The 24,974-nt window shown below is 55.2% G+C and carries 27 protein-coding genes, 1 tRNA gene and 1 other RNA gene; 7 read left to right on the top strand and 22 right to left on the bottom strand.

Annotated features, from left to right (window positions below; all coding sequences use genetic code 11):
• Positions 1-91: 91 nt before the first annotated feature.
• The 4 genes from tmk to ACFSO0_RS09220 all read right to left on the bottom strand — a co-directional run bounded on the left by tmk (position 92) and on the right by ACFSO0_RS09220 (position 3,620).
• Positions 92-748: a dTMP kinase gene (gene tmk, locus ACFSO0_RS09235; protein WP_376879209.1), complete on the bottom strand. Its 657-nt coding sequence runs from the start codon at positions 746-748 to the stop codon at positions 92-94.
• On the bottom strand, positions 745-2,262 hold the full coding sequence (locus ACFSO0_RS09230; RefSeq protein WP_376879207.1) for an aminotransferase class I/II-fold pyridoxal phosphate-dependent enzyme: 1,518 nt from the start codon (positions 2,260-2,262) through the stop codon (positions 745-747). The genes tmk and ACFSO0_RS09230 overlap by 4 nt, the downstream gene beginning before the upstream one ends.
• 98 nt (positions 2,263-2,360) lie before the next feature.
• A complete protein-coding gene (locus ACFSO0_RS09225) occupies positions 2,361-2,540 on the bottom strand; it encodes a sigma factor G inhibitor Gin (protein WP_376879205.1) in 180 nt (59 codons plus the stop codon).
• A 60-nt stretch (positions 2,541-2,600) separates the two neighbouring features.
• Positions 2,601-3,620, bottom strand: a complete 1,020-nt coding sequence (locus ACFSO0_RS09220) for a hypothetical protein (RefSeq protein ID WP_376879203.1) — start codon at positions 3,618-3,620, stop codon at positions 2,601-2,603.
• Between the two features lie 231 nt (positions 3,621-3,851).
• On the opposite strand from ACFSO0_RS09220, the gene ACFSO0_RS09215 reads away from it, so the two are divergent.
• Positions 3,852-4,379: a hypothetical protein gene (locus tag ACFSO0_RS09215; protein WP_376879201.1), complete on the top strand. Its 528-nt coding sequence runs from the start codon at positions 3,852-3,854 to the stop codon at positions 4,377-4,379.
• 9 nt (positions 4,380-4,388) lie between these two features.
• On the opposite strand, the gene ACFSO0_RS09210 is transcribed toward ACFSO0_RS09215, so the two are convergent.
• The 11 genes from ACFSO0_RS09210 to ACFSO0_RS09160 all read right to left on the bottom strand — a co-directional run bounded on the left by ACFSO0_RS09210 (position 4,389) and on the right by ACFSO0_RS09160 (position 13,284).
• The gene (locus ACFSO0_RS09210; RefSeq protein ID WP_376879199.1) at positions 4,389-4,655 is read right to left on the bottom strand and encodes a pro-sigmaK processing inhibitor BofA family protein; all 267 of its coding nucleotides are present in this window, start codon (positions 4,653-4,655) and stop codon (positions 4,389-4,391) included.
• 11 nt (positions 4,656-4,666) lie between these two features.
• Positions 4,667-4,897, bottom strand: a complete 231-nt coding sequence (locus ACFSO0_RS09205) for a DUF2508 family protein (protein ID WP_376879196.1) — start codon at positions 4,895-4,897, stop codon at positions 4,667-4,669.
• Between the two features lie 12 nt (positions 4,898-4,909).
• A complete protein-coding gene (locus ACFSO0_RS09200; RefSeq protein WP_376879194.1) occupies positions 4,910-5,887 on the bottom strand; it encodes a CPBP family intramembrane glutamic endopeptidase in 978 nt (325 codons plus the stop codon).
• A gap of 138 nt (positions 5,888-6,025) precedes the next feature.
• Entirely contained in the window at positions 6,026-6,622 is a 597-nt protein-coding gene (recR, locus tag ACFSO0_RS09195; RefSeq protein WP_122923860.1) for a recombination mediator RecR, read from the bottom strand.
• A gap of 27 nt (positions 6,623-6,649) precedes the next feature.
• A complete protein-coding gene (locus tag ACFSO0_RS09190; RefSeq protein ID WP_376879343.1) occupies positions 6,650-6,961 on the bottom strand; it encodes a YbaB/EbfC family nucleoid-associated protein in 312 nt (103 codons plus the stop codon).
• A gap of 39 nt (positions 6,962-7,000) precedes the next feature.
• Entirely contained in the window at positions 7,001-8,707 is a 1,707-nt protein-coding gene (dnaX, locus tag ACFSO0_RS09185) for a DNA polymerase III subunit gamma/tau (protein WP_376879192.1), read from the bottom strand.
• Between the two features lie 159 nt (positions 8,708-8,866).
• Positions 8,867-10,297: a PAS domain-containing sensor histidine kinase gene (locus ACFSO0_RS09180; protein ID WP_376879190.1), complete on the bottom strand. Its 1,431-nt coding sequence runs from the start codon at positions 10,295-10,297 to the stop codon at positions 8,867-8,869.
• 278 nt (positions 10,298-10,575) lie between these two features.
• The gene (locus tag ACFSO0_RS09175; RefSeq protein ID WP_376879187.1) at positions 10,576-11,709 is read right to left on the bottom strand and encodes a hypothetical protein; all 1,134 of its coding nucleotides are present in this window, start codon (positions 11,707-11,709) and stop codon (positions 10,576-10,578) included.
• A gap of 211 nt (positions 11,710-11,920) precedes the next feature.
• Positions 11,921-12,185: signal recognition particle sRNA large type (gene ffs, locus ACFSO0_RS09170), an RNA gene on the bottom strand.
• A gap of 5 nt (positions 12,186-12,190) precedes the next feature.
• Positions 12,191-12,676 carry a DedA family protein gene (locus ACFSO0_RS09165; RefSeq protein ID WP_376879185.1) on the bottom strand — a complete coding sequence of 162 codons (486 nt, stop codon included), beginning with the start codon at positions 12,674-12,676 and terminating at the stop codon, positions 12,191-12,193.
• A complete protein-coding gene (locus tag ACFSO0_RS09160; RefSeq protein ID WP_376879183.1) occupies positions 12,670-13,284 on the bottom strand; it encodes a class I SAM-dependent methyltransferase in 615 nt (204 codons plus the stop codon). The genes ACFSO0_RS09165 and ACFSO0_RS09160 overlap by 7 nt, the downstream gene beginning before the upstream one ends.
• Positions 13,285-13,522: 238 nt before the next feature.
• Between ACFSO0_RS09160 and ACFSO0_RS09155 the strand changes: the two genes are divergently transcribed.
• Positions 13,523-13,831 carry a magnetosome magnetite crystal formation protein family gene (locus tag ACFSO0_RS09155; protein WP_376879180.1) on the top strand — a complete coding sequence of 103 codons (309 nt, stop codon included), beginning with the start codon at positions 13,523-13,525 and terminating at the stop codon, positions 13,829-13,831.
• Between the two features lie 352 nt (positions 13,832-14,183).
• On the opposite strand, the gene ACFSO0_RS09150 is transcribed toward ACFSO0_RS09155, so the two are convergent.
• From ACFSO0_RS09150 to ACFSO0_RS09140, 3 genes are all read right to left on the bottom strand, one after another.
• On the bottom strand, positions 14,184-14,573 hold the full coding sequence (locus ACFSO0_RS09150) for a rhodanese-like domain-containing protein (RefSeq protein ID WP_376879178.1): 390 nt from the start codon (positions 14,571-14,573) through the stop codon (positions 14,184-14,186).
• Between the two features lie 63 nt (positions 14,574-14,636).
• Positions 14,637-15,425, bottom strand: a complete 789-nt coding sequence (locus tag ACFSO0_RS09145) for a sulfite exporter TauE/SafE family protein (protein WP_376879175.1) — start codon at positions 15,423-15,425, stop codon at positions 14,637-14,639.
• A gap of 462 nt (positions 15,426-15,887) precedes the next feature.
• A tRNA-Ser gene (locus ACFSO0_RS09140) sits at positions 15,888-15,976 on the bottom strand.
• 153 nt (positions 15,977-16,129) lie between these two features.
• Between ACFSO0_RS09140 and ACFSO0_RS09135 the strand changes: the two genes are divergently transcribed.
• Positions 16,130-16,846: a pseudouridine synthase gene (locus ACFSO0_RS09135; RefSeq protein WP_376879172.1), complete on the top strand. Its 717-nt coding sequence runs from the start codon at positions 16,130-16,132 to the stop codon at positions 16,844-16,846.
• 49 nt (positions 16,847-16,895) lie between these two features.
• Here the strand turns inward: ACFSO0_RS09135 and tadA are convergent, their stop codons facing one another.
• Complete coding sequence (tadA, locus tag ACFSO0_RS09130; protein WP_376879341.1) at positions 16,896-17,402, bottom strand: tRNA adenosine(34) deaminase TadA; 507 nt, start codon at positions 17,400-17,402, stop codon at positions 16,896-16,898.
• 352 nt (positions 17,403-17,754) lie between these two features.
• On the opposite strand from tadA, the gene ACFSO0_RS09125 reads away from it, so the two are divergent.
• The 4 genes from ACFSO0_RS09125 to nagE all read left to right on the top strand — a co-directional run bounded on the left by ACFSO0_RS09125 (position 17,755) and on the right by nagE (position 21,703).
• The gene (locus ACFSO0_RS09125) at positions 17,755-18,252 is read left to right on the top strand and encodes a ribonuclease H-like YkuK family protein (RefSeq protein WP_376879170.1); all 498 of its coding nucleotides are present in this window, start codon (positions 17,755-17,757) and stop codon (positions 18,250-18,252) included.
• Between the two features lie 240 nt (positions 18,253-18,492).
• Entirely contained in the window at positions 18,493-19,347 is an 855-nt protein-coding gene (glcT, locus tag ACFSO0_RS09120) for a glucose PTS transporter transcription antiterminator GlcT (RefSeq protein ID WP_376879168.1), read from the top strand.
• A gap of 130 nt (positions 19,348-19,477) precedes the next feature.
• Entirely contained in the window at positions 19,478-19,972 is a 495-nt protein-coding gene (locus tag ACFSO0_RS09115) for a PTS sugar transporter subunit IIA (RefSeq protein ID WP_376879166.1), read from the top strand.
• Between the two features lie 291 nt (positions 19,973-20,263).
• On the top strand, positions 20,264-21,703 hold the full coding sequence (nagE, locus tag ACFSO0_RS09110) for an N-acetylglucosamine-specific PTS transporter subunit IIBC (RefSeq protein ID WP_376879164.1): 1,440 nt from the start codon (positions 20,264-20,266) through the stop codon (positions 21,701-21,703).
• Positions 21,704-21,833: 130 nt separating this feature from the next.
• On the opposite strand, the gene ACFSO0_RS09105 is transcribed toward nagE, so the two are convergent.
• The 3 genes from ACFSO0_RS09105 to ACFSO0_RS09095 form a co-directional block, all read right to left on the bottom strand.
• On the bottom strand, positions 21,834-22,169 hold the full coding sequence (locus ACFSO0_RS09105) for a winged helix-turn-helix transcriptional regulator (RefSeq protein ID WP_376879162.1): 336 nt from the start codon (positions 22,167-22,169) through the stop codon (positions 21,834-21,836).
• A gap of 355 nt (positions 22,170-22,524) precedes the next feature.
• Positions 22,525-24,423, bottom strand: a complete 1,899-nt coding sequence (spoIIP, locus tag ACFSO0_RS09100) for a stage II sporulation protein P (protein ID WP_376879159.1) — start codon at positions 24,421-24,423, stop codon at positions 22,525-22,527.
• Positions 24,424-24,762: 339 nt separating this feature from the next.
• A complete protein-coding gene (locus ACFSO0_RS09095) occupies positions 24,763-24,954 on the bottom strand; it encodes a hypothetical protein (protein WP_376879156.1) in 192 nt (63 codons plus the stop codon).
• Positions 24,955-24,974 lie beyond the last annotated feature (20 nt).

The following is a 24,974-nucleotide window of genomic DNA, read 5'->3' as shown; positions in this document are numbered from 1 at the left end:
CCTTTCCGCAAAGGTATTTGGTGCTACATTGTATGAGCAACAGGTGGGCGTGGTACGATATTCTTCTTGTACATATTATACCGCATGTCTGTTACGAAACGGTACTGCCACCTTGCAGTCTGGCCGTCAAAGCTGCCAGCGCATCTTCGTAAACTTTCTCAAGCGGCTGGCCGGCGTCGATCACGACGAACCGCTCGGGGTCCCGCGCCATTGCCAATTGATAGCCTTCCCTCACCAGCTCGTGAAAACGCATGCCTTCGAGGTCGAGGCGATTGACCTCGCGCCCCCGCGCCGCATTGATCCGCGCCAGTCCCACCTCGGGCAAGATGTCAAATAACAGCGTCAGCTCCGGCATGCAATCCCCCACCGCGAATTTGTTGATGGCGTAGACCTCGTCGATCCCCAACCCCCGGGCATGTCCCTGGTAGGCGAGGCTGCTGTCGATGAAGCGGTCGCACAGCACTACCTTGCCGGCCTCGAGGGCAGGCAGCACCTTTTCCGCCATGTGCTGTCTCCGGGCCGCAGCGTAAAGCAGCGCCTCCGTCCGCTCGTCCATCTGCGTATGGGCCGGATTCAAAATGATTTCGCGAATCTGTTCGGCGATGTCGATGCCGCCCGGCTCTCTCGTCAGGAGCACGTCCATTCCGCGCGCCTGCAATTCCTCGCAGAGCCGCGCGATAATCGTGGATTTTCCCGCTCCCTCCCCGCCTTCTACGGTAATGAATCGACCTTTTCGTCCTGATGTCACAGCCTTGTTCCTCCTACACCTGTTGTATGGCCCCTGCTTGTTGATTGAAGTACCTGTATCGTCTGCAAACGGTCGTCCTGCACGCCGTGAAAACGGGTCTGCCCCCGGCGCAGTTCCAGCAGCATGGACAAGCCTTGCGCATCCATGCGCTCGCCTGGCACCAGCACGGGAATCCCTGGCGGATACGGAATGACCATCTCTGCCACGATCCTCCCCAGCGATTGCTCCAGGGCTATCGTCTCTCGCGGGGCGTCCACTGCCACGTCCATCGGCACCGCCTGCTCGCGCAAATAGTGCGAGGAAACGACGCCTGCTTCCAGGACGCGCTCTTCATCTGGCTCGACCTCGACAGCCAGCGACTCCAGCAGGCGGGCCAGCGACTCGAGATCGCGCGAGGACGTGCCTGCAGAGGCTGCCAGCAGCACATGCGAGGAGTCGGACAGCTCCGGATAGATGCCGTGCTTTTCCATGAGGTGCTGCAGGGAAAATCCGCTGATTGTCCCGGCGCGCAGGTGCAAAAACAGCTTGAGCGGGTCGAAGGTCGCGTACACGCTGCTCGCCCCCGCTTCCGGCCACTCCAGCCACGCCAGTTTGCCGGTACGCTCGCGCAGCTTGTCCAGCTGCGGCAACAGCCGATCCCATTCCTCGGCCGCTTCCGTCACCAGATGACGCCGCGCCAAATCGAGCGAAGCCATGAGCACATAGGAAGGGCTGGACGATTGCAGCATCGCCAAATACCGCCGCAGCCGCTCCCGGTCGATCCGCTTCCCCTGCACATGCAGCATGGAGGACATCGTCATCGCCGACACCATTTTGTGCGTCGACTGTACGGCTGCGTCCGCACCGGACTGCATGGCCGACAACGGGAATGCGGGGTGGAACCCGAAGTGCGCCCCGTGCGCCTCGTCAATCAGCAGGGGAATGCCGTGACGATGGACGACCGCCGCCATTTTCTCCAGATCGATCCCCATCCCGTAATAGGTAGGATTGGTCAAAAACACAGCTTTGGCATCCGGATGGGCTTGCAGGGCGCGCTCTACGTCCTCCCGCCGGACTCCAGCGGCGACACCGGTAGCCAAATCGACCGCCGGGACCAAAAAGACAGGCTGGGCCTTCGCCATGATGATTCCGTGATAGACCGACTTATGGCAGTTACGCTGGACGATGATTTTGTCGCCAGGGCGGCATACGGTCAGGATCAGCGCGAGATTGCCGACCGTGCTCCCGCCGATGAGAAACCGCGTCTCCTCTGCCCCGAACGCTTCCGCCGCCAGTTCCTGCGCCTCGGCGATCACGCCCTGCGGCTGGTGCAGATCGTCCGTGCCGCTGATCTCGGTGAGATCCAGCTCCAGGATGGCCTGAAACCGGTGCTTCCCTTCACGGTCAAAACTGTGTCCCATTTTATGTCCCGGAACATGAAAGGGGTGCGGACGGCGCTTGACGTGCCTCTCCAGCTGCTCATACAGGGGAGCACGCAACTGCCGCTCCCGAAAATCCGCGTTTTTTCCCAACACGTACCGCTCACGTCCTTGTCATCAAATGAATTACCCACTATTTTAGCATGATTTGGCACAAAAAAAGGCATCGGGTTTCATCCGTTGCCTTCTTTCGTTCATGCGTCCTTCAACCATATTCGCCTCATCCGGTGAATAAAGAACGGGTACTTTTCATCATGTACGTCGGTATTGACCATTTCCTGCTCGCACCTTTGACAAATAAACTGCTCACAGATGGCGATTCCGTCGCTGCGTTCCATTTCACAGACGATACATCGCTGAGCAACTTTTTCCATAGTCCGAACGCCTTCCCTTTTCCTCAATCTACCAATCATTATAACCCATTATAATCAGCATCATTCCCAAACGTTCGTCTTTTCGCCGACAGCTCGGTAGCCCTGCAGCAGGCTGCGCGCTTCCTGCACGGGAAAACAGGCGCAGGCATCGACGACGACCGTCTGCCTCATGCAGCGAACCAGCTCCTGCAGCGGCAGTTCGCAGATTCCCCCCTCCGCCTTGCCAATCACCAGCAAATCTGCGCCCTGCAAGGCTTTTTGCCAGCTGCTGCACGTTGTCCAGCCGGAAAAGATTGCGTTCGGAACAGGCTCCTCCTCCCCGGTCACCAGCCAGACCTCCTTGCCCTGCAGCCAGCTCGTCCCCATTTCTTGCCACAGGGAGGGCGGCCCCCACAAGGCGACGCGATGCCCGTTCGTTTTTTCCAGTGCAAGCCCTGCTTCCCGCTCGATCCAATCGCACAGGGGCTTGTGGTCTGTCCGCTCCGGAAAAAGCCAGGCCTGTCCGACCCTCACGTCCATCCCCATTGCACGCGCTACCGTCTGCAGAGAGACTCCTTCGCGATCGCACACCTCTCCCAGCTCCAGGTAAAAGCGCTCCTTCCACGCCAGAAAACGAGGCAGCTGGCGGACGGCCTCATCCACCTCGCGCATCCGGCAGACCAGCGATACCCGTCCTCTATCCGCAAGCAGGCGGCAAAGCGTGCGCACCCACCGCCCGTTTGGCTCGCCGCCGATCAGCGCCTTTTCCCCAGCCGATAATAGCGCCAGCCGGACGACTTCCCATTGCGCCTGCCCGACGCTTTGACTTGCGACCGTTGCCGACCAGCCGTAGGGAACGCCAGCGCCGTACAGCAGCAGCACGCCTGGGGAAGCAGCCAGCATGGGGACGGCCCGCTCCCACTCGTGTGGATCGGTCTGCTCCGTCAGCAGCAGACCGTCTACCCGTGCAATCCCCGCTCCTGCACGCTCCCCCGCCGAAAGCAGCCGGATACCGCACGCCGCAAGCTCGGTCCGGACCGCACAAGCCGGTTCCTCTGACAGCGCCAGCAAAGTCAAATGCCGATGGTCCAAAACAAGCACCCTCCTCTAACGCGCCAAAATCTGACTTTTTTATCCTGCCCATTCCCTGCCCAACCATAACGGGAGTGAGACGCCGGGCGGGAAAGCTGGACAAAGACACGGCTGCACGCCCTCCTTTTTTGAACGGCAAAAAAAGCCGCTGGACAAAGGGCCACCGGCTGCACGCTTTACGCTATAATAAAACCTGACAAGAGGCTTGTTTTGCATCTGCACTGGAAAAGGAAGTGACGTATGAAGGCACCGACCTCTCAAACCATCTACAGTTACAAGCTGCTCTACCGCTTTCGCTGGGGGCTGGCCGGCGCCCTGCTGCAGTGGCTGCTGATGGGCTTGTCCCTTCTTCTCAGCTCCCGGCTCCTGCACGTGCCGACAGCTCGCCTGATCGTGACGCTGGCGATCGTCCCGGCTATCGCAGTGTGCCATCTGATCGTCTTTCGCCTGTATGCACGCCTGCGCCAGCAGAAGCCCCAGACGACGGCAGACATGCTTGTCTCGCCGTGGTGGGGAAGCGGCTATCGGCTCCCCGTGACGCTCACGGTCTATCGCCGGGGAGAGTGCACCGTCCTGCTCGGCTGCCTCTTGCTCGCTGCCGCCGCCTACGTCTGGCTGCCTGTCGAGTACGGCCTGACTTTGCTCGGGGGGACGCTGGTTCTGTCCTTGCCCCGCTTGCTCGCCCTGCTCGTCTCTTTTCGCCAGCCAAAGAGCAGCCGCGTCAAATACGAAAACCGCAGCATCGCCTTCCTGCTCACGGACGGGTAACTTGCCGCCCTACATCACCCACAGCTTGATGATGACCAGCGCGGCCAGGCCCGGCAACCGCAAAAATCCGGCGAGCAGCGCCGTCACCGGATTGATCGGGATGTGAAAACTGGCCAATTCCCCGACCAGATTGGCAAAAAAGAGCAGGATCGCGCCGATGACCAGCTGCATAATCCCGAAACCGATCCAACGCACGGGCAGCGCCACCGATTTGCTGGCGGCAATGACAAGCAAAATTCCCGCGATAATCAGAGCAATAACCCATCCCGTTTCCATGAGCATCCTCCTTAGGCTTGCTTGCGATGATGCTCCCGCTTTGCCTGCGAGAGAAGATACATGTAGCGTTTCTCCGTCAGCTGCAAGTAGTAAATCGCATCATCCAGGCCGCCATCCGGCTCGCTGACCTCTACCAAATGGCGGGCGTGCTGCCAATCCTGTCGCGCCCGGTTGACCGCAGCGTCCAGCCCTACCGCCTCGATGTCGATTAACACCCTCGCCTTTTTCCCCCACCTGCTCACCTGTGTACCCCCTCATTGAAAGTAGTACAAAACGCCCGTCAGATTGTTGATAGCATGGAGCAATACCGCCCCCCAAATGGAGTCGTAGCGATGCCGGACAAAGCCCAGCCCCAGACCGATGGCGAAGAGCGGAACAAACAAGGCCAGATCGATGTGCAAGAGCGCAAACCAGAGACTGCTCACCACGATCCCGATGAAAGCTCCCATCCGCCGCACCAAATACGTCTGCACGACACCGCGAAACAGGATTTCCTCCGCAATCGGGACCAGTACCCCGATCACCAGGAAAGATGCAGCTGCCGCGACCATGTCCGTCTGCTTCGCCTGTACGATCTCGTTTTCAATCTGCTGTTCCCGCTCGGACGCAAGCGACAGGCCCATCCAGTCTGCGAGCGGATGCGTAATCACCGTATCGAGCACCCGGGCGATGAAGAAAAACAGGATCGCCAGCGTGACGAGCATCCACCCGAGACGTGCAGGACGGCGGACGCCGATCTCCGCCATGCGGCCGCGGAACCAGAAGGGAATCAGAATCAGGAGAAACATCTGAAACGCCGCCGATTCAAAAGCACCGCCGATCGTTCCCTCGGGAAAAAGAGTCCCGTCGAGGAGCAGTCCATACATAAGCAGCGTGCACGTCTGAAAGACATGCATCCATGCCACGATATGCAGCACGTCATGGCCGGTCAGATCGTCATTCCCCCACCAAAGCCACCGTGTCCGCCGCCGGTCCGCTCCCAGGGCGAAAAGAAAGCCGACTGCTATGACGACGCTCAGGATCGTTACGGCGAGCACTGTCAGCGAAAGCCACATCTGCGGCTGCTCCGCCGTGGAAGCCACCCACCGGCCGTCCTCTCCCCTGTGGAAACGAATGACGGAAAATTCTGCAGCAAACATCAGCCAATACCCGATAAACAGCATGATCGCCCACGGCGTAGACCGATGTCCCCTTGGCTCGATCCGCAGCGACATCGACGGTCCTGTCAGCATCTCTTCACGCTCCTGTTTTCACTGTATGTCTCGTCCAAGCAAAAAAGTCCGGATTTTCAGCGCCAGCCAATCCGTGCGCCTCTTGCCGTACGCTTGAAAGAAAAAAAGACAGGTTTCCCCGTCTTTCCTTCGCCGCTTCTATAGTTCACGCCGACCTTCCAACGCCTTGGTCAGCGTGACTTCATCCGCGTATTCGAGGTCTCCGCCCACCGGCAGTCCATGGGCGATGCGCGTCACGCGAATCCCGAACGGCTTGATCAGGCGGGAAATGTACATCGCCGTCGCCTCCCCTTCGATGTTCGGGTTGGTCGCCAGGATGACTTCTTTTACCTGCTCGTCCCCAAGCCGTTTCAACAAATCGGGAATGCGAATGTCTTCCGGTCCGATCCCGTCCATCGGCGAGATAGCACCGTGCAGCACGTGATAGTACCCCTCAAACTCCCTTGTTTTTTCCATGGCCACGACGTCCTTTGGCTCCTGCACCACGCAGATGACCGAGCCGTCACGCCGCTTGTCCCGGCAGATGTGGCACGGGTCGAGGTCCGTGATGTTGTTGCAGACGGAGCAGTAGTGCAGCTGGCGTTTGGCATTGACCAGCGCCTTGGCCAGATCCAGTACGTCGTCTTCTTTCATGTTGAGGACAAAAAAGGCAAGCCGCCCGGCCGTCTTCGGTCCGATGCCGGGCAGCTTCATGAAGCCTTCAATCAGTTTGGATACCGGTTCTGGATAGAACATCGCGTTTGCTCCTTCGACTTACGATTCTTAGAACAGACCCGGGATGTTCATGCCTCCGGTGAATTTGCCCATGTCCTTGGCCACCAGCTCATCCACCTTGCGCAGTGCGTCGTTGACTGCTGTCAGCACGAGGTCTTGCAGCATTTCCACGTCGTCCGGATCAATCACTTCCGGCTTGATGACGATTTCCCTTACTTGCTTGTGGCCGTCTGCCTTGACCAAAACGGCGCCGCCGCCAGCAGAGCCCTCCACGATTTTTTCCTTCAGAGCTTCCTGCGTTTTTTGCATTTCTTCCTGCATTTTTTTCACTTGCTTCATCATTTGTTGCATTTGCTGCATGTTTTTCATGTGAGGGTTCCTCCCTTAAATGTGGTTCCTTCAGTCTTTGACTTCGACAAGTCCTTCGCCTACGAGCTTGATCGCTTCGGTCAGGAACGGGTCCTGCTCTTCTTCGGCAGGGCCGTCTTTTTGCCCCACCTGCTGCTGCACCGCCTGCCACTCCTCCTCCATAATGGAGAGCAGCTGCAGCGGTCTGCCCAGCACGTTTTGCATGACCCGCTCTACCACACCCTTCAGCTCAGGTTCCATGGTTTTATCGCAGTGGATGGGGCTGGTAAAAGTGACGACCACCGCATCACTGCCTACAGCGACAGGCTGACCGTTGACCAGCCAGGCCTGGTACTGGATTTTCACTTTTTTCAGATCAGTCAAGATTTGGCTCCATTGGCCGCGCACCTGACGCGTCAGGGTTTCGTCCACGGTCCTCGCAGCTTCGCGCACCTTGTTCATCGGGGTACGGGAACTGCCGCCTGCAGCAGCTGCCCGCTTCGGTTCAGCCTTGCGCGGCTCCTCGACTCTCTTTGTCGGCAAGCTCACCTGACCTTGCATGACCTGCGCGAGGCGCTCTTCCAATGCACGAATGCGATTGGCCAAGCCCGCCAGCTCCTCGCTGCCCGCTTGCGGCGCTGACGTTGCCGCTGCGACCGTCTCCGGCTGCTGCGCCACTGGCTGGCACATCTTGACCAGCGTCAGTTCGACCAGCACTCTGGCGTACGTCGACCATTTCAACTGGGCCAGGGCCTGATTGCACGTCTCGATCACCGCGTACAATTCGGGGAAGTCGTACAGCTTCGCCACCTCGGCGAACTGGTCATCGACCATCGTCCGCTCCACGATTTCCTCCAGCCGGGGAGCCGTCTTCAGAAGCAGCATGTCCCGGTAGTAGTACAGAAAATCATGCAGGAACTGCTCGGGGTCCTTGCCCTGCACCATGATCTGATCGAACTGCTCCATCACCCGCGCCACATCGCGTTCGGCGATCGAGCGTGCGAGGACGGAAAAGTACGCCTGGGAGACAGTACCTGTAATCTGCATGATGTCGCTTGCCCGCACTTCATCCCGGCTGTAGCTGATCGCCTGGTCCAGCAGGCTCAAGGCGTCCCGCGCCCCGCCCTCGGCCATCTTCGCCACGAGCGTAAGCGCTTGTTCCTCGACGCGTACGCCCTGCGACTGGCAAATGCGCTGCAGCAGATCGACCATCACCTTCAGCGGAATCCGGTGAAAATCGAACCGCTGGCAGCGCGAGATGATCGTCGCCGGCAGCTTGTGCGGCTCTGTCGTCGCCAAAATGAAAATGACGTGCGAAGGCGGTTCCTCCAGCGTCTTCAAGAGCGCGTTAAACGCCTCCGTCGTCAGCATATGCACCTCGTCAATGATGTACACCTTGTACTTGACGTCACTGGGAGCAAATTTGACTTTGTCGCGAATGTCGCGAATCTCCTCGACCCCGCGGTTGGAAGCGGCGTCAATCTCCAGCACATCGGTGACCGAGCCGCTGGAAATGGCCCGGCACGATCCGCACTCGTTGCACGGTTCGCCGTCGATGGGCTGTTCACAGTTCACGGCTTTGGACATGATCTTCGCCGCGCTGGTCTTGCCCGTACCTCGGGGACCATTGAACAAATATGCATGGGAAAGCCTGCCTTCGCGCAATGCATTACGCAAGGTAATCGTCACATGTTCCTGCCCGACGACATCCCGAAACGTCTGTGGTCGGTATACGCGATACAACGCGGTATAAGCCATGCTCGAGCGACACTCCCCATCTGCACAATCCTCTTTTATATCCCGTTCATTATACACTATCAGCCTGCTTCCTTCAAAGAAAACGCCCCGGTCACATGGCTGTGCGGGACGCTTTGCTCCGCTGGCCGCATCTCCTGGAGACGGCCTCGGCAGCGTGTATTACAGATACGGCAGCATAATGTGAAAGGTCGTGCCGTAGCCTTTGGACGAAACGCGGATTTGTCCGCCAATGTCGTGAATGATCTTTTGGCAGACGGACAAGCCGAGCCCCGTCCCTTCTTCTTTGGTCGTGAAAAATGGGTCAAAAATTTTGTCGATAATGTACAGCGGAATGCCTGGTCCCGTATCGCGAATGTCAATGCTCACCTTGTCTTCATTCTGGTCGATGTGGTGGGAAATGTGCAGCGTCCCTTGCTCGCCCATGGCTTCAATGCCGTTTTTGCAAATGTTGATGAACACCTGCTTCAACAGCTCGGTATCCCCGACCACCATCGGCAGCTTGCCGTTGGACGTGAACTTTACTTCAATCCCGTACAGGAGCGCCTGCGATTCGACAATCGGCAAAATCTCCGCAAACACCGTGTTGAGATCGACCATCGAATACTGGACGTTGCGCGGTTTGCTGAGGAGGAGAAATTCGCTCACCAGGGAATTGATTCGATTGATCTCGGTGAGCATGATTTCCGTGTACGATTTTTCCCGGTCCATCCCGGTTTCCGTAAACGATTTCAGAAACATCTGCAAAAATCCTTTGATGGAAGTAAGCGGGTTGCGTATTTCGTGCGCCGTGCCTGCCGCGATCTGACCGATCATGGCGAGCCGTTCGTTTCGCTCCAGCTTTTGTTCATAGGAGCGCAGGTTGGTAATATCTTTGAAAAGGACGAAAGCGCCTACAGTCTTGCCCGAATCGTCCTGCAGCGTATTGGCATCCACGATCAGCTCGTAGCGCTGGTTGTCGTTCGTCCACGAGGTGGCGGTGTTGTGCAGCTTCACTCCCTCCAGCAGCTCTTTCTTGATGAGCCGATGCTGCTCGGGAATGCCTGCGAAAACGTGGTCAATATGCGTATTGATGACTTGCAGCCGGTCCTTGCCGAGCAGCTTGCAGGCCGCCTGGCTCGCTTCCACGATGCGTGCCTGATCATCCAAGACAAACAATCCGAGACTGGTATCGTGCGTCAGCTTTGCCAACAAACGTTGGGACAAGGCGTAATCCATTTCCTTCGACAACTGGAACAGATGAATCAAATACAAAGGTTGTTCCGCTTGCTGTACCCATATCATCGCCGGGGTTCTGCCGCATTTCCCCTGACGATCCCGCCATTCTACCTCTGCATGGACATCCAGCTGTTCTTCCTTTTGCAAATGCTCCTCGTACATCTGGACCACAGAGCCGTCAAAGGGAAGAATGGTCTGAAACGGCTGATTGACAAGTTGATCGCGTGAATATCCGGTGACGCGAAGCAGTTGTTCGTTGACCTCCACAATTCTGCCTTCCTGGTTGACCAGGAAAACAGCAGTAGGCAGCTGATTCATGTACTGCTGCAATCGTCTGGACGAGCCGACGAGGTGTAACGAAAATGATGCACTCACAGCTTGTCCCTCCTGACATATGGCGTACTTCGATGAGCAGGAAAGCGTATTGTTCTCCCTCTCTGAAAATTCGTGACAATTCGCTTAAACCCTCCCCTGTACGGCCGGATCACTTCTGGAAATATTTCGCTTTTTATCGTCAAAAAACAACAAAAAACGTTTTATGAGCCAGTTTCAGCTCACAAGCGTGCATGAACATGTGCCTTTCTTTTCGCCAAAAAAGACTCGCCTGCGGTAAAGGCGAGCCTTGCGGGGCCTGATTGCCGGTTGCTCCCGATCTATCTTGCAACTTGTCGCGTATAAATTTGTTTTCCTGTGTGCGTAAAGACACTGATCCATGTCTTATTGGCCTGCGTGTACTCTATAGCAACGGTTTCATTGGTGATGCTAAGCAGGCGATGCGGAAATGTAAATAATCCGCGATTATTGTCAACGCCAAGTATCTTTGTATCGTTGTAGAAGACTCTTCCCATATACGAAATCTTGCTAAAATCTTCTTTGCTATCTAACTTGATTGAAAATGGCAAGGTTTGCTTTCCCAATGCGTTTATTTTTGTCAGATAGTAACCATCGGGTTTTTGACTAACCGCCAAAAACTGGTTGTCATACGTAGGCTTTAGATACACATATTTGGCGGAAATCACTTTTCCCTTTTTGTTCATAAGCGCATAAAACTTCTTATTATTCGATAGCCCTGATACGACAAAGCTGCCGTTTTTTACCCGGTGTATTCCTTCCGAATAACCTAAATATTCGTCGAAGAAAGGCGGACATGTTGTTTTCCCGGTTAACTCTTTTAACCCCTTTTTGTTCGTTTTTCCATCAAGGAAAGGAATATGATGCGGATCAACCGTTACGTTCATCCATGCTAAATTATTTATTGTATCAGGGAAGCCGGGTTCAAAGCCTGGTATAACGGATTTTTTTGTCACCGCATTGTAAAAGCGAATCTTGCCATCATTGGGATCTGGATAATAAGCAAACCATTCCTTATCCAAGTGATAAAAATAAGTATCGTTAACTGGAATTTTCTGCATGTTTGCGTATCGGTCAAAAATCGCATACTCGGAATGGCCGTATGCACCATACGTGTTGATATATCCGTATCCGTTCTTAAAATTGGTGGTGATCGCTCCCCCAGAGAAGATATCGATTCCGCTGATGATTTTACCGGCTGGAGAAACCATGACAAATTTCAGATAAGGGGTAGGGTCTCCTTCAACTTTCGCGAGGTATGGAACAAGGAAAGGTTCGGTCAGTTCTTTTGGCGCATGCACTTCCGTTTCTTTCGGTTGCATACTCGATGCCGCATGACTCGGACTGTTTGCGGCAGATGCGAAAGGTGCTTTTATCAATCCGGTAAAAACAAGAAAAGAAGCCAGCAAACAAACGATCCAGCGATTTTTACGCAATACAATCCCCCACAGATCTCAATAATTTACCACTTCAAATTTTAGCTAAAAATGCCAATTTGTCTATTGAAAGAGTTTAATAGTATGGGGGAGTGAAGCGGATGGCAACTACAAGCCTCTGCAATACCTGGTTACTCGTCGTGCGCGACACAACAAAAACAGCATGCCTCCCGTGGCGGGAAACATGCTGTTTGACTGTCGATATGGGGTACCGTGCACCTATCTTCGATAATCCTCATCCGAGCGTTACTCATGGCAACAGCTCAGACCAGGCTACCCTGCGGCACACGCGATGATCCACTTATGGCTGCTTCCTTCCGGACCTGACCAGGTTCATGGGTTCGCGTTGCACAGGACCCGATCCTCAGCACCGCCGACATAAGGCAGCCTCACATGAGGAAACCTAGGATAGGAATTCAACCCTGCTATTGCGGATTGCAGGTTACAGGGCACCGCAACCTCCCCGTCTAGCACGGTACGATTAGAATACCAAAGATACGTCCCGTTCGCAAGGCGTAAACCCATCCAATGCAGGGAATCGTCTCCTCACCGCCGCTGTTCCCCTGCTGGCGGTGGCAATGGCAATGGCGTCTGCGATGGCTACTTGCCGTATTCCTTGGAGACGACGCTCCGTTCTTTGGCTTGCTCCATGCTCTGTTCCTTGCGCCGCTTCCACGCCCGGTAGCCGAACACGCCGACAGCTGATGCACAGCGCGTAGCTGCAGTACCTCTCCAACAGCGACTGCGCATGCGCCACGTACTTGTTCATCCCTTTTTTCCGCCCGATCCACTGCAGCGCAGGCGCCCCTACGGTCCTCCCCAGCACGTCGGTCGCGGTCAACACACCCGCGGAGAGGACGATCACTTCGTCCGGAATCGGCATCCCGACAATGCCGAGCCACAGGAGGAAGAACAGGGCGAAATAACCGAATTGACCTACAGAATCCGTCAACATTTCCACTACCATGCCAGAGCGTCCGCCCCCTGCTTGTCCACCTCTTTGCGACACACGTACACGAAGGCAGGCGGCACGTTAAACGGCACCAGCTTCACGGATACGTCCGAAAAGACGCTTTGCAGCTGCCTTTTCATTTGCAGCGAGTATTGGAACGCGACGAACACTCCGCCCGGCTTCAGGGCCGCGTACACCTGATCCATGATCTGATCGCGCAGCGCCTGGGGAAAGTTGGCAAAGGGCAGCCCGGAGATGATCGCGTCGGCCTTGTCCAACCCCGCTCCGTCGAGGACTCGCACCAGCTCCACCGCATCCTCGTGAAAGAGCACGCCCGGATAAAACAGCTCCAGACGATTGCGCATCTTGTCTTCTTTTTCAAAGGAGACGAGCTTCGCATCCGGTCTTTTCAACTCGTCGATCCACTTGGTAAATACCCCTGTACCGGCGCCCAGCTCCACGATCGTATCGGCTCTCGCCCAATCGATCGGCTCCATCATTTGCTTCGCGAGCGCACGCGAACTTGGCGTAATGCTCCCCACCTGGCCGGGGGCTTGCAGAAAATTATAGAAAAACATCAGCCGTTCCTTGCAACTGACGGGTTGATGGAAATCAATCATCATCGTAGTTTCGCTCCTTTATCGTGCACTTATCTGTCATCTTACCCGGTTTCTTTTTAGAATTACTTGTGAAAAAACAAAAGATTTTCTTAAAATTTACAGTAACCGATCTGCACGGAATTTTCCTCCGCCTTGGGTCGGAGCAGATAATCACGCTTTTGGAGGTTTTGACGTCTTTCATCGTACTATACAATAGGACCATAGATATTCGTCAAGTCAAGCAGACGAGGAGGACTTATTCATGGATTACAACGGGGTCAAGGCTATTACACATGCGAGCGCCTTTTTCGCGCCCTTCCTGGTGCCCTTGATCGTATGGCTGCTCATGCAGGATCGCGGTGCCAAAAATATGGCTTTGCAAGCTCTTTTGTTCCACGTCATCATGGGCGTGCTCATCGGCATTTCCTGGGCACTCTCCTTTATCGTGATCGGCATTCCGTTCCTGATCGTGTTCGGATTGATGGGCATCTACTATCCGATCAAAGGGATCTTGTACGCGCTGCAAGGCCGCCCGTTCCATTACCCGATCATCGGCGCGTTCGTGCGTTAAGCGAGCCGCTCACGCAAAAACGGCGAAACCAGTGTGCTCCCATTCAATATAGGAACACACTGGTTTTCCTGTACGCGCTTATCCTTTTGGTTTAACATCACTATCAACAATATCGGAAGGGACTTCATGAATGTCTTTGAAAAGGAAAAGGACGTGACCGGACTGATCGTTCACGACGATCAGGGTTTCCAGTACACGTCCTGCGATTGCCACGACATGCTGCCAAAGGTTGCTGCCCAAATCTGAGGAATCTATCCATTTTTTCAAAAACAGCACGCTCGTTGCCCTTCACGGCTTCAATCAGAATATCCGCCTGCCACCCGGTTCTTTCTTCTTCCGCGGGGCTTTGTCGTTACTTTTTCTTGATAGCCCCTTGCCATGTCATGATCCCGCCTTTTAAATGAGCCATGTTGGTAAAGCCGTGCTTGCTCAAAATTTTCGCCGCCTGCTTGCTCCGCATGCCGCTGCGGCAGTAGAGCAACACCTCGTTTTTGCTGGAGATTTCCTTGACGCGCTTGCCAAGCTGGGACAGGGGAATGTTGACGGCGGTAGGAATATACCCCCGCTTGTATTCATGCGGCTCTCGCACGTCGATCAGCACGACTCCGCTCTTTTGGTTGACCCGCTGCCTGAATTGTTCCGCAGTTAAATTTCGCAGCCCTTTCACCGGCATAAAGCGAGTGACCAAATACCAGGTCGTGACAGCATAGGCGATGATCAAGAGAATAGTCATGAAATCCATACAGACACCCTTTCCGTTGTCGAGTTGGCGGCTCCCTGCCAGCAGCTCCACCGCATCTTACGCTTACAAAATGCCGCTCCAGATTTTGATGGCAGTCGCACAGATCAGGATGAGCAGGCCGTAACGCAGGACGTTCACATTGATTCCGGCGCTGGCCCTGCTGCCCAGCGGCGCTCCGATCACGCTGCCGATCACGGTGAACAGCACCGGCCATATCGGTATATGACCCGCAGTCAATTTGCCCAGCACACCTCCAATGGCGGAGATGAATACGATAGCTAACGACGAGGCGATCGTGATCCGGGTCGGGATCTTCAACACCGTCAGCATGATCGGGATGAGGACAAACGATCCGCCCGCGCCGACGATCCCTGACATGATGCCGACGATAAAAGCGGACGGAATCGCGATGCTCCGGTTGTAGCTGACCTCGGCTGTTATTCTTTCGCTTCCACGGTTTTTGATAAGCATGAGCACGACGGCCGCGATCGCCAGAATGCCGTAGACGAAGTTGATGCTCTGCGCCGACAAAAATTTGGAGAAAATGCCGCCGAGCAGGCTCCCCGCCAGGATGCTGATGCCCATATCCTTGACGAGTCCCCGGTGAATGAGCGGCGAGTCTTTCCCGTTGCGCCTGCGGAAGGCCAGCACCCCGGACAGCGAGGCAAAAAACACCTGGAACATGGAGATCGCCGAGACCTCCTGCGGGCTGAAATGGGCCACCCCCAGCCAGTCCGGCACGAACAGCAGCATCGGATAATTGATGATCGCCCCGCCAATGCCGAGCAAGCCGGAAAAGAAGGAGCCGATCAATCCCAGCGTCAACATGAGTACAAACAGCAGAACGTCCATGCTTCCTCCCCCCATTCCCACCTGACGCTGACATAAAAATAGTTTGAATACTTTTCAAACGCAGACATCTCGGGTACAATAATTCCAAGTAATTTAATGTGAATAAGGTGATATAATGATCCGATTATTAAAATCGATCTTCCAACACCGCTGTCCGACCTGCAACGAACCGTTGCTTTCCCATAGCGATGAATGGCACTGTGAAAAAGCGTGCCCCCACGGCCATTACCGTGAAGAGACCCTTGCGCATCTGGGTGTGCGCATCGTCTATGAGGATGTGAAATAGAGCCATTCCGTGGCTGCGGCGGCACGTCCTTATACCGATTATACAAAGGATTTGGCAGTTCTCACACCCAATCTTCCGCTTTCCCTGCCGTTCCTTTTCCGGGAGCCACAACGCGAAAAAAAATAAATAAGAGGACATCCTGGCTTTCAGATGTCCTCTTATTGGTTCAAAGGAAGCGGAGAGAGTGGGATTCGAACCCACGCACGCCTCACGACGCCTAACGCATTTCGAGTGCGTCCCCTTATGACCACTTGGGTATCTCTCCATATGAAATTCCAATCAGAAACATTACTAACTATAGCAAATGAATGAGATAATTGCAAGGCCAAAATTACGTATTCCCCTTGATTTGCGCGCGGCATTGGGCCAAACTAATAACCATGCACCTGTTCTATTAGAAGAAAAGTGGGGAACATACATGAAACGTGAACGTTTGGATAAAGTGCTGGCCAATATGGGGCTCGGCACGCGCAAGGAAGTCAAGGCACTGGTCAAGCAAGGGCTGGTTGTCGTCGACGGTGTCGTCGCCACCGATCCCGGCATGCACGTCATCGGTGAAGAGCAGGAGATTGTCGTGGATGGAGAGCCGCTCAACTTCAAGCGCTGGGTATACGTCATGTTGAACAAGCCGCCAGGGGTCGTCTCCGCCACGGAGGACAACGTCCATGAGACTGTCGTGGATCTGCTGCCGTACGAGTGGGCGATCAAAGTGCACCCAGTCGGACGGCTCGACATCGACACGGAAGGTTTGCTCCTATTGACGAACGATGGTCAGCTTTCTCACAGCCTGCTGTCTCCAAAGAAGAAAGTGGACAAGGAGTATTTCGCCCGCATCGACGGCCGGGTAACGGAGCAGCACGTCCAGGAATTTGCCAAAGGCGTCGAACTGGAAGATTTCACGACGCTTCCGGCCAAGCTGGAAATCATCTCGTCTGGAGAGACGTCCGAGGTTCGCGTCACGATCATGGAAGGCAAGTTCCATCAGGTCAAGCGCATGTTTGCCGCCTTTGGCCTGTACGTCACCTACCTGCAGCGCATTCGCATGGGCTCTTTGCATCTGGACCCCGCGCTCAAGCCGGGGGAGTACCGCGAGCTGACCGAGGAAGAGCTGGACATGCTGCAAAACCACAGATAATGACAAACGAACTGCCCGGCAGGCAAAGAAGCTGCCGGGCGGTTTTCGTCTACTCCCCGGACGAAGAGCGACTCTTATCCCTGGACTGGCGCTTCTCGCGCAGTCCGCGAAAAAAGTCTTTCAGCATCTGGCCGCACTCATCGGCGAGGACACCCTCGACGACCGGGACCTGATGGTTGAAGCGCGGCTCCGCGAGCAGATTCATGAGCGTGCCGGCACATCCCGCCTTCGGATCAGACGCCCCGTACACGACCTGCTCGATCCGGCTCTGGACGATGGCTCCCGCGCACATCGGGCACGGCTCCAGCGTGACGTAGAGGGAGCAGCCGATCAGCCGCCACCCGCCCAGACGCTCGCTCGCCTCGCGGATAGCGATCATCTCGGCGTGCAGCGTAGGGTCTTTTTGCGTCTCCCGCAAATTGTATCCGCGCCCAACGATTTCCCCGTCGCGGACGATGACGGCGCCAATCGGCACTTCGCCGATTGCGGCAGCCTTTGCCGCTTCTTCCATGGCTGCCTTCATGAATGCTTCGTGCGTTTGCAGATCCGCTTCTATCACTGCGTAAGCCTCCTGCGTCGTTTTTTCATAGCAGAGCTATTGTCCATCATACCGTTATTGACCAATCATCGGCTACTTCTCTGGGACAATTATGATTTCTCAAATGATTTTCGCATGCAGACAAACTACTTTTCTCCCCAAAAGATACCTTCCGGCTTTCCTGAAGTCTCTATAAAACAGCCTGTGTCCCCGGGACAATGCCGGGTATTTCCGCCAATCACCGACTGTATCGTTTGCCTGACAAGTTTTTTGCCCTACTTGTTCACATACTCTCTGCGCGATTACATACATTAATAATGTACGCAGCATGTATGGATTCTACAGATTGCCTCTACCTGGAGGGATGTGAGTGGGCTTAACCTCTGCCAGTACCTTGTTCGATTGTTTCCACAGTCCGACCAGAGGGCTGCTTGCCAAGGCGGATGTATTCTCCCACATCGAGCAGACCATCTCGTCAATGACCGGTCCTTTTGAGATTATCGTCGGAGCCGATTCACAGCTCAAAAGCCGCGGTACATTCTTCGCCCTCGTCATCACGGTCATTCGCCCTGGTCACGGAGGCACCTTCTTTTATCACAAATTTCAGGAGCGGCGCTACTCTTCCCTGCAGCAGCGGATTTTTCAGGAGGCGATGTACGCAGTCGGCCTCGCTACCGAGTTGCGCCAATACTTGCGCGACCGACAGCTCGACACGCCGATCCGCCTGCACTTTGACATCGGCACGAACGGCCCTACCCGTAAATTTATCCAGTCGTTGCTTAGCTTGGCAGAGACAAACCATTTCCGGGCAGAAATCAAGCCGAACTCGTTCTGTGCCTCCACGATCGCAGACAAGTTCACGAAATGACCGGGCAAGCTGGCGGCCTGGCTTCAGCAGGGAAGACATAGCGGGAGATTGCCACGGTTTCAGGGTGATTGACAACCTGAAAAACGTAAGCTATGATAAAATCAATTGAAACGTTTTCACACAGGCGTGTTACTGGTCATGCAGGCATGAGCCGAGAAGATCTTTTTATGTACTAAAAAGGTTTTTTCGGCTCTTTTTTGTGGAAAGTAACCGTCTCTGGTCTAAAGGTGGTGGAATTGGTTGTCCCGCGAGCAGGAAAAAGTATATGCGATCACACGTGTATTGAACCACAACGTCGTCCTCGTCGAAGAGCCTGACTCCCGGCAGGAGATCGTGCTGTTCGGAAAAGGCATCGGCTTCGGCGCAAAGCCCGGGAACACCATCCCTGCCCATGATCCCCGTGTGGAGAAACGTTTTCGATTGGAAAGCGAAAGCCATCAAAAGCAGTATCAGACCATTCTTAGCCAGGTGGACCCCGCTGTCGTCGGGATTGCGGAGGAGATCATTGCGCTGGTAGCCAGCGAGATCACTCCGAAAATCAACGAGCACGTGCACGTCGCGTTGCCTGACCATATCCAGTTCGCGATCTATCGGCTGCGAAACGGCATGGAGATCGTCAATCCGTTCCTGTTTGAAGTGCAGACGCTGTACGCCAAAGAGTACGCGCTGGCCAAACGGGCCGCAGACATGATCAAAAAGGCGTTCGCACTGGACATTCCCGAGAGCGAGATCGGGTTTCTGGCTTTGCACATCCACTCGGCGATCAGCTATATGCCGGTCAGCAAGGCCGTCCGATTCGCCAACATCATCAGCGAATTGGTGTCCATCATCGAGCAGCGGACAGGCAAGACCATTGAGCGCAGTACCGTCGACTACGTCCGCCTGATTACGCACCTGCGTTTTGCTGTAGAGCGTATCCGCCAGCAGAAGTCCATTCGCAATCCCCTGCTGGACCGGGTGAAAACAACGATTCCGGAAGCCTATGAGTTGGCCTCTGAACTGGCCGAATACATTTCGACCCGTCTGGAAGTGACGGTGCCCGAGGATGAAATCGGCTACATGGCCGTGCATGTCTTTCGTTTGCTGGAACAATAAATCGAAGAATAGCCTGCGTGTTACTGGTTCGACTAGGCATGAGCGGCGTGAACATTCGGACATAGTAAGGATGTCCATTGTTTTCAGCCTGCTCATGCCTATTTTTCGTTCAACGCAGAAGGAGGAGCTTATGCTACGCAGTTTGTTTTCCCGTAAAAAACAGCAAGAAGTGACGTTTCTGGCCCCATTGACGGGTACGGTCGTGCCGCTGTCCGAAGTGCCTGATCCCGTCTTTTCCCAAAAGGTCGTCGGCGATGGCGCAGCGATCCAGCCATCGGAAGGGCTTTTGCTTTCCCCGATTGACGCGAGAGTGACGCACCTGTTTCCCACGCATCACGCAATCGGGCTGACCAGCGATACCGGCCTGGAGATACTCATACACATCGGGATCGACACCGTCAAATTGCAAGGAAAAGGCTTCACGCCGTTCGTATCCGTCGGCGATCAGGTCAAAGCCGGCGACAAGCTGATCCAGTTTGACCCGGCCGTCCTGCAGGAATCCGGCTGTCCGACCGTCACCCCGATTGTCATTACCAACGGCGATGTCGTCGCGGAAAAAAATGTGGTCGCCAAAACTACCGTGCAGGCAGGCCAGGAGCCGCTCATGACCGTCATTTTGAAATAATCAGGCTGGCTCTTCATGCAGGAATTCAGAAGCTGATTGGCAGCCGCAGGAGCGGACGGTGAGCCACCGCCATCGCAGACCCGCTCCTCTCCGCTTCTGTTGGTGAAGCCGCTGTGTTCCTGAACAACAAAGCAGACTAACTGTTTTGTTGTTTTTCCCGCCATCTTGTAAGCGATTTCAACCAATCCGATCAGAGTAGTCGTCCTTCGGGCATTCTTCTTGCTCTTATCCTCCGCATTTATCCGGAGAACGACTTGCTGATATACATCTCATTTCAAGGAGGTTTTCCTTATGCTCGCCTTTTTGCAAAAGATTGGGAAAGCACTGATGCTCCCAGTCGCCACGTTGCCGGCAGCCGCGCTGCTGCTCCGCTTCGGGGCCATCAACTACGAGACCGAGTTTCACCTTGGATCGGCTGTTGGCGGTTTCCTGAACCAGTACATCGCGCCTTTCCTGCTTGCCGGAGGATCTGCCATTTTTGATAACTTGCCGCTGATCTTCGCCGTCGGTGTCGCCATCGGCCTGGCCGGAGACGCCGTGGCCGCCCTCGCTGCCGTCATTGCCTACATGGTGCTGACTGCCGTGCTGGCCAAAGTCCCTGCTGCCATGCCGTTCATCGCGGACGATGCGAAGCTGAACATGGGCGTGCTCGGCGGGATTCTCGCCGGTGGCGTCGCCGCTTACTGCTACAACCGCTACCACAACATCAAGCTGCCAGAGTGGCTCGGCTTCTTTGGGGGCAAACGCTTCGTACCGATCATCACATCGCTTTGCATGGTCATCATCGGCCTGATTTTCGGAATCATCTGGGGTCCCATCCAGGACGCGCTGAACAGCGTGGGGAACTGGATCGTCGGTCTGGGTGCGCTCGGTGCCGGTCTGTTTGGCTTCTTTAACCGCTTGCTCATCCCGTTTGGTCTCCACCACGTGCTCAACGCCATCGCCTGGTTCCAGATCGGCGACTTTACCGATGCCGCAGGAAAAGTGGTCCACGGCGACCTGAACCGCTTCTTCGCCGGCGACAAGTCCGCTGGTATGTTTATGACCGGCTTCTTCCCGATCATGATGTTCGCGCTGCCTGCAGCCGCATTTGCCATCATTCACACGGCGAAGCCGGAAAAACGCAAGGCCATCGCATCCGTTTTCATCGGGGCGGCTCTCGCGTCGTTTTTGACCGGGATTACCGAGCCGCTTGAATTTGCTTTCATGTTCGCAGCGCCGATGCTGTACGTCATTCACGCCATTTTAACCGGGGTATCCGGCTTCATCGTGACCGCGATGGGCATCAAGCACGGCTTTGGCTTCTCCGCCGGCCTGATCGACTACGCGCTGAACTTCCCGCTTTCCACCAACGCATGGCTGATCATTCCGATCGGTCTGGTGTTCGCCGTCGTCTACTACTTCCTCTTCCGCATCCTGATCGTGAAGATGAACATCAAGACGCCGGGACGCGAAGACGACGATGTCAACGCCGGCACAACAGGAGGATCGAACACCATGCAGGATAAAGCCCAAAAGGTACTTGACCTCATCGGCGGCAAAGAAAACATCGTCACTGTCGATGCGTGCATCACACGTCTGCGCCTCGTGCTCAAGGATGACAAGATCGTCAATGAAAAAGGGCTGAAGGAACTCGGTGCAGCCGGTGTCATGAAGCTCGGCCAAGGCAGCGTGCAAGTGGTCTTTGGCACCCAGTCCGAACTGCTCAAAGACGAGATCAAAAAGCTGTAAGTCCTTCACAAAGCAGAATGGCCCGGTAACGGTGTAAGCCGTACCGGGCTATTTTTATTACAGTCGCAAAAACCAGCTGCGAGCTGCGGTATCGTTCGCTGTTTGTGGCAGGCGGCTTTTTCTTGTCGCATCATTCTGTCGCTGTTTTTGACTCCAGCTCGATCCATGTCTGAGACCAGGCTTCAATTCCTTTGAGTACAGGTTCCAGAGCCAACCCCATCTCCGTCAAGGAATACTCCACCCGCACCGGTGCACAGTCCGTGAACACTTGCCGATGCACAAGACCTTCCTTCTCGAGATCCTTCAACCGCTCCGAGAGAAGCCTCCCACTGACCGGCAGCGCTCCTTCCAGTGCACAAAATCGCTGCGGCCCCGCCAGCAGCTGATACAAGATAAGCCCTGTCCACCGTTTTCCCAGCAGTTGCATGCCTTTTTCAAACCTGGGACAGAGTGAGGACTGTTTCATCAAAATCACCTCGTTATCCATTTCAGTATAACTCTCTTTCTCCCATCCTTCAAAAAAGAATGCGCAAGTGCTGCCCTGCCCGTACAGTTTCTTGCGTCCGGGAATCGGCAGGAAGAAGACTATTGACTTCGATATATTGGGGGCTCCTGGCTGAACAGTCTGATACATTTTTCAGCCTGACATCCTGGCCGCAGGTTCCCCTTTTTCTCTACAGGCTCCCTTCTCTCGCATATGCGGATGAAGGGAGCTTTTTTGCATCATGGAAAAAGCCCCGCCATACTTCTGACTGAGCTTTGAAAACAGCGGCAAGACAATCCCGGTCGCCCAGTACCGGCTTTTCCGGGTCTTTTGCCTGCTACTTGAGCGCCACTTGCGATTCCAGCATGTAGTTCACGAACACATCGGCAAAAGCCTCTGCCGTATTGTAGCACTCCTCCAGCGTGTTGTTCGTGCCGCCAAACTCCAACAGCAGGCTGCCCTGGGATACGGACTGGTTGTACACACCGTTTCCTTCGTTGGTTCCCTTCAAAATGACTCCCCGCGACAATCCGGGATAAGCAGCCTCTAGCCGGGCGTGCAGGATTTCCGCCAGCTTCTTGTTTTCCTGATAAGTCGGGTTGGCTGTCCCGATGACGAACAAAATGCGTGAATACGTCTTGCCGTTCAAGGTGATTGCGACCTTGCTGCGCGGCTCATCGCTGTCCCGGTGAATATCGAAAATGTATTTCAGGTTCGGGCTGGCGGACGCTGCTGCCATGACTGCCTTGTACGATTCCGTATAGGACATGGCGTAGCTTTTCTTTTGCTCTGCCAGCTTCTGCGCGAAGTCATCCTGATTGACCATCGCCGCGATGCCTTTGCCGTTCAACAGTTCCCCCAGCCGCTTTCCGACCAGCGTTATGTTGATTTCCGGGTCATCTACGGAGCTGCCTTGGGTATTTCGCGCGACATTGCGCCAAGACTCCCGGTTATGCGTGTGGTAAATGTACACGGATTCGTTCCCGACCATGCCCTGGTTGTAGCCGATAGGGGCCGTTCCGGAGCCGTTCGGGGACAAGCCGCCTGTACTGCCCGTACTTCCCGCACTGCCCACTGGTGCGATCTTCTCCACAATCCATCCCGCGATGTAGGCAGTCGTATTGTCCGGCCTGCGGATCAAATACCAGTCGCCTTCCTCTTGCACGATGGGAAAGACTTGTCCAGGCTGAACGATCCCCACGACGGGATAGGTCGTGCCAGGGCCGCTCCGCAGATTCGTGTCGGCATTTTTCACGCGGATGGACGCTGCCGGGGATGCGGTGTCCAGAGTTGCAGTCTCTGGTGATACGTCCGGCTGCGGCGGCGCGGCGCTGTCAATGGTGGAGTTGTTCTGCTCGCTGCTGTCCTGCTGCACGTTCTCGATGGCGAAGTTTCCCTGCATGGCGTTCTCCTGCGCCACCGGATTGTACAGGTACGAATACGTTCCGTTGTAGTAGATGGAGTACCAGCCGTCTGCATACCCGTAATAGCTGACCGTCGTACCCGCGTCGAGCTGCCCGATGACTGTCGCCAGAAAGTCCGGTGCCGTGTATACTTCATGCCCTTCGGTTAAGACGATCGTTCCCGCACTGTGGCCATCGAAGGAGCCGTTTGGCCATTCGGGTGCTGCAGGGACTGGCGTGGGTGTTGGTGTCGATGATGTTGGTATGGCAGATGTGGACGCTGGCGTTGCTGCTGGCGTCGTCGGCACGGACGATGACGGCGTTGGCACCGGCGTGGCTGCCGGTTTTGGCGCAGGTGCGCTCGTCTCGGACAAGTACCGCGCATTCACCCAGCCGCTCGCTTTGTCAGACAGCTTGATTTGCGCCCAATCCCCTTGTTTTTTCAATTGCAGGAATACGCCGTTTTGATCGATGATCTGCAAGATTTGCGCAGTTGCGTTCGGTTCGGCCCGCACATTCAGCATGCCGACATTGCTTTTGACGTACTTGATCTGCGGAATGTCCAGCTTCTTGACGTATTTGTTATTGATCCAGCCAGCCGTGCCATTGGCGAGCTTCACTTGTGTCCAATCTTTTTGTTCCTGCACGATCGGCAGTCGCATCGACTTGGCAATCATCCCAACGATCTGGGTAGTTGCATCCGGACCGCTGCGGACATTCAGCTGATCGACCGCAACCTCCACATGGGTAGCCGCTTGGGCAAATGGCGGGGGCATCAGGAAAGGAGTCAACAAGCAAACAGCTAACAAGCCGGTTCTGATACGCATTCGCATGGCCCTCGTTCCCCTCGTTTTGTTTGTCTTCCCGATTTGGAAAAAGTAACTGATAAGTAGTTCTTGATGGTCCAACATTTTCCTCCGTACTGCGACATCTTTTCCTCGAGGCATGGAAAGGATTGTCGACCCGGCCCGTTTGCTTGCGTGCTTCGGCTCCGGCCGGTCCGGAAATAAAAATACACCCCAGGAATGTCCCTGTGGTGCCTGCTTCAATCGATCGCTCATCTACAAGTATCAGCCCGCCAATCAGCCGGAGCCTTGCGATTCGCCCGCTTTCATCCCGTCCCTTTTTACGGCTCCCTCTCCCATCAGACAGCCCTCAACGCTTGCCGGCAGTCATCTGCGGCCATTTCTCCACAGCATGTAAATATTCGCGAGCGAAGTCACGACCAGTATCCCCAATAAAACGTTCGTCACGACCAGCGTTTTCGTCAACGCGTAAATCGGCTCGTTGACCGTCGCCACGACCTGCAGCAGCTTGCCCGGAAGCCCGTTGATCGCGTCGATGATCCCTTGAAAATACTGCACTCCGGAAACCTCCCTATACC

Origin of the sequence: Brevibacillus sp. GCM10020057, from assembly GCF_042683565.1 — a bacterium.
GTDB lineage: Bacteria > Bacillota > Bacilli > Brevibacillales > Brevibacillaceae > Brevibacillus.
The sequence above is the reverse complement of the archived record's forward strand: the minus strand, read 5'-3'. Positions and strand labels throughout refer to the sequence as shown.

Excerpts from the sequence above, each read along its gene's own strand:
- ACFSO0_RS09155 (WP_376879180.1), top strand. The coding sequence starts at position 13,523 with ATGGATTACAACGGGGTCAAGGCTATTACACATGCGAGCGCCTTTTTC.
- recR (WP_122923860.1), bottom strand. The coding sequence starts at position 6,622 with ATGTTCTATCCAGAACCGGTATCCAAACTGATTGAAGGCTTCATGAAG.
- ACFSO0_RS09160 (WP_376879183.1), bottom strand. The coding sequence starts at position 13,284 with ATGATGATTGATTTCCATCAACCCGTCAGTTGCAAGGAACGGCTGATG.
- ACFSO0_RS09215 (WP_376879201.1), top strand. The coding sequence starts at position 3,852 with ATGAAGGCACCGACCTCTCAAACCATCTACAGTTACAAGCTGCTCTAC.
- nagE (WP_376879164.1), top strand. The coding sequence starts at position 20,264 with ATGCTCGCCTTTTTGCAAAAGATTGGGAAAGCACTGATGCTCCCAGTC.
- ACFSO0_RS09210 (WP_376879199.1), bottom strand. The coding sequence starts at position 4,655 with ATGGAAACGGGATGGGTTATTGCTCTGATTATCGCGGGAATTTTGCTT.
- ACFSO0_RS09105 (WP_376879162.1), bottom strand. The coding sequence starts at position 22,169 with ATGAAACAGTCCTCACTCTGTCCCAGGTTTGAAAAAGGCATGCAACTG.
- dnaX (WP_376879192.1), bottom strand. The coding sequence starts at position 8,707 with ATGGCTTATACCGCGTTGTATCGCGTATACCGACCACAGACGTTTCGG.
- ACFSO0_RS09190 (WP_376879343.1), bottom strand. The coding sequence starts at position 6,961 with ATGCAGCAAATGCAACAAATGATGAAGCAAGTGAAAAAAATGCAGGAA.
- ACFSO0_RS09145 (WP_376879175.1), bottom strand. The coding sequence starts at position 15,425 with ATGGACGTTCTGCTGTTTGTACTCATGTTGACGCTGGGATTGATCGGC.
- spoIIP (WP_376879159.1), bottom strand. The coding sequence starts at position 24,423 with ATGCGAATGCGTATCAGAACCGGCTTGTTAGCTGTTTGCTTGTTGACT.
- ACFSO0_RS09150 (WP_376879178.1), bottom strand. The coding sequence starts at position 14,573 with ATGGATTTCATGACTATTCTCTTGATCATCGCCTATGCTGTCACGACC.
- ACFSO0_RS09115 (WP_376879166.1), top strand. The coding sequence starts at position 19,478 with ATGCTACGCAGTTTGTTTTCCCGTAAAAAACAGCAAGAAGTGACGTTT.
- ACFSO0_RS09165 (WP_376879185.1), bottom strand. The coding sequence starts at position 12,676 with ATGGTAGTGGAAATGTTGACGGATTCTGTAGGTCAATTCGGTTATTTC.
- ACFSO0_RS09135 (WP_376879172.1), top strand. The coding sequence starts at position 16,130 with ATGAAACGTGAACGTTTGGATAAAGTGCTGGCCAATATGGGGCTCGGC.
- ACFSO0_RS09225 (WP_376879205.1), bottom strand. The coding sequence starts at position 2,540 with ATGGAAAAAGTTGCTCAGCGATGTATCGTCTGTGAAATGGAACGCAGC.
- ACFSO0_RS09200 (WP_376879194.1), bottom strand. The coding sequence starts at position 5,887 with ATGCTGACAGGACCGTCGATGTCGCTGCGGATCGAGCCAAGGGGACAT.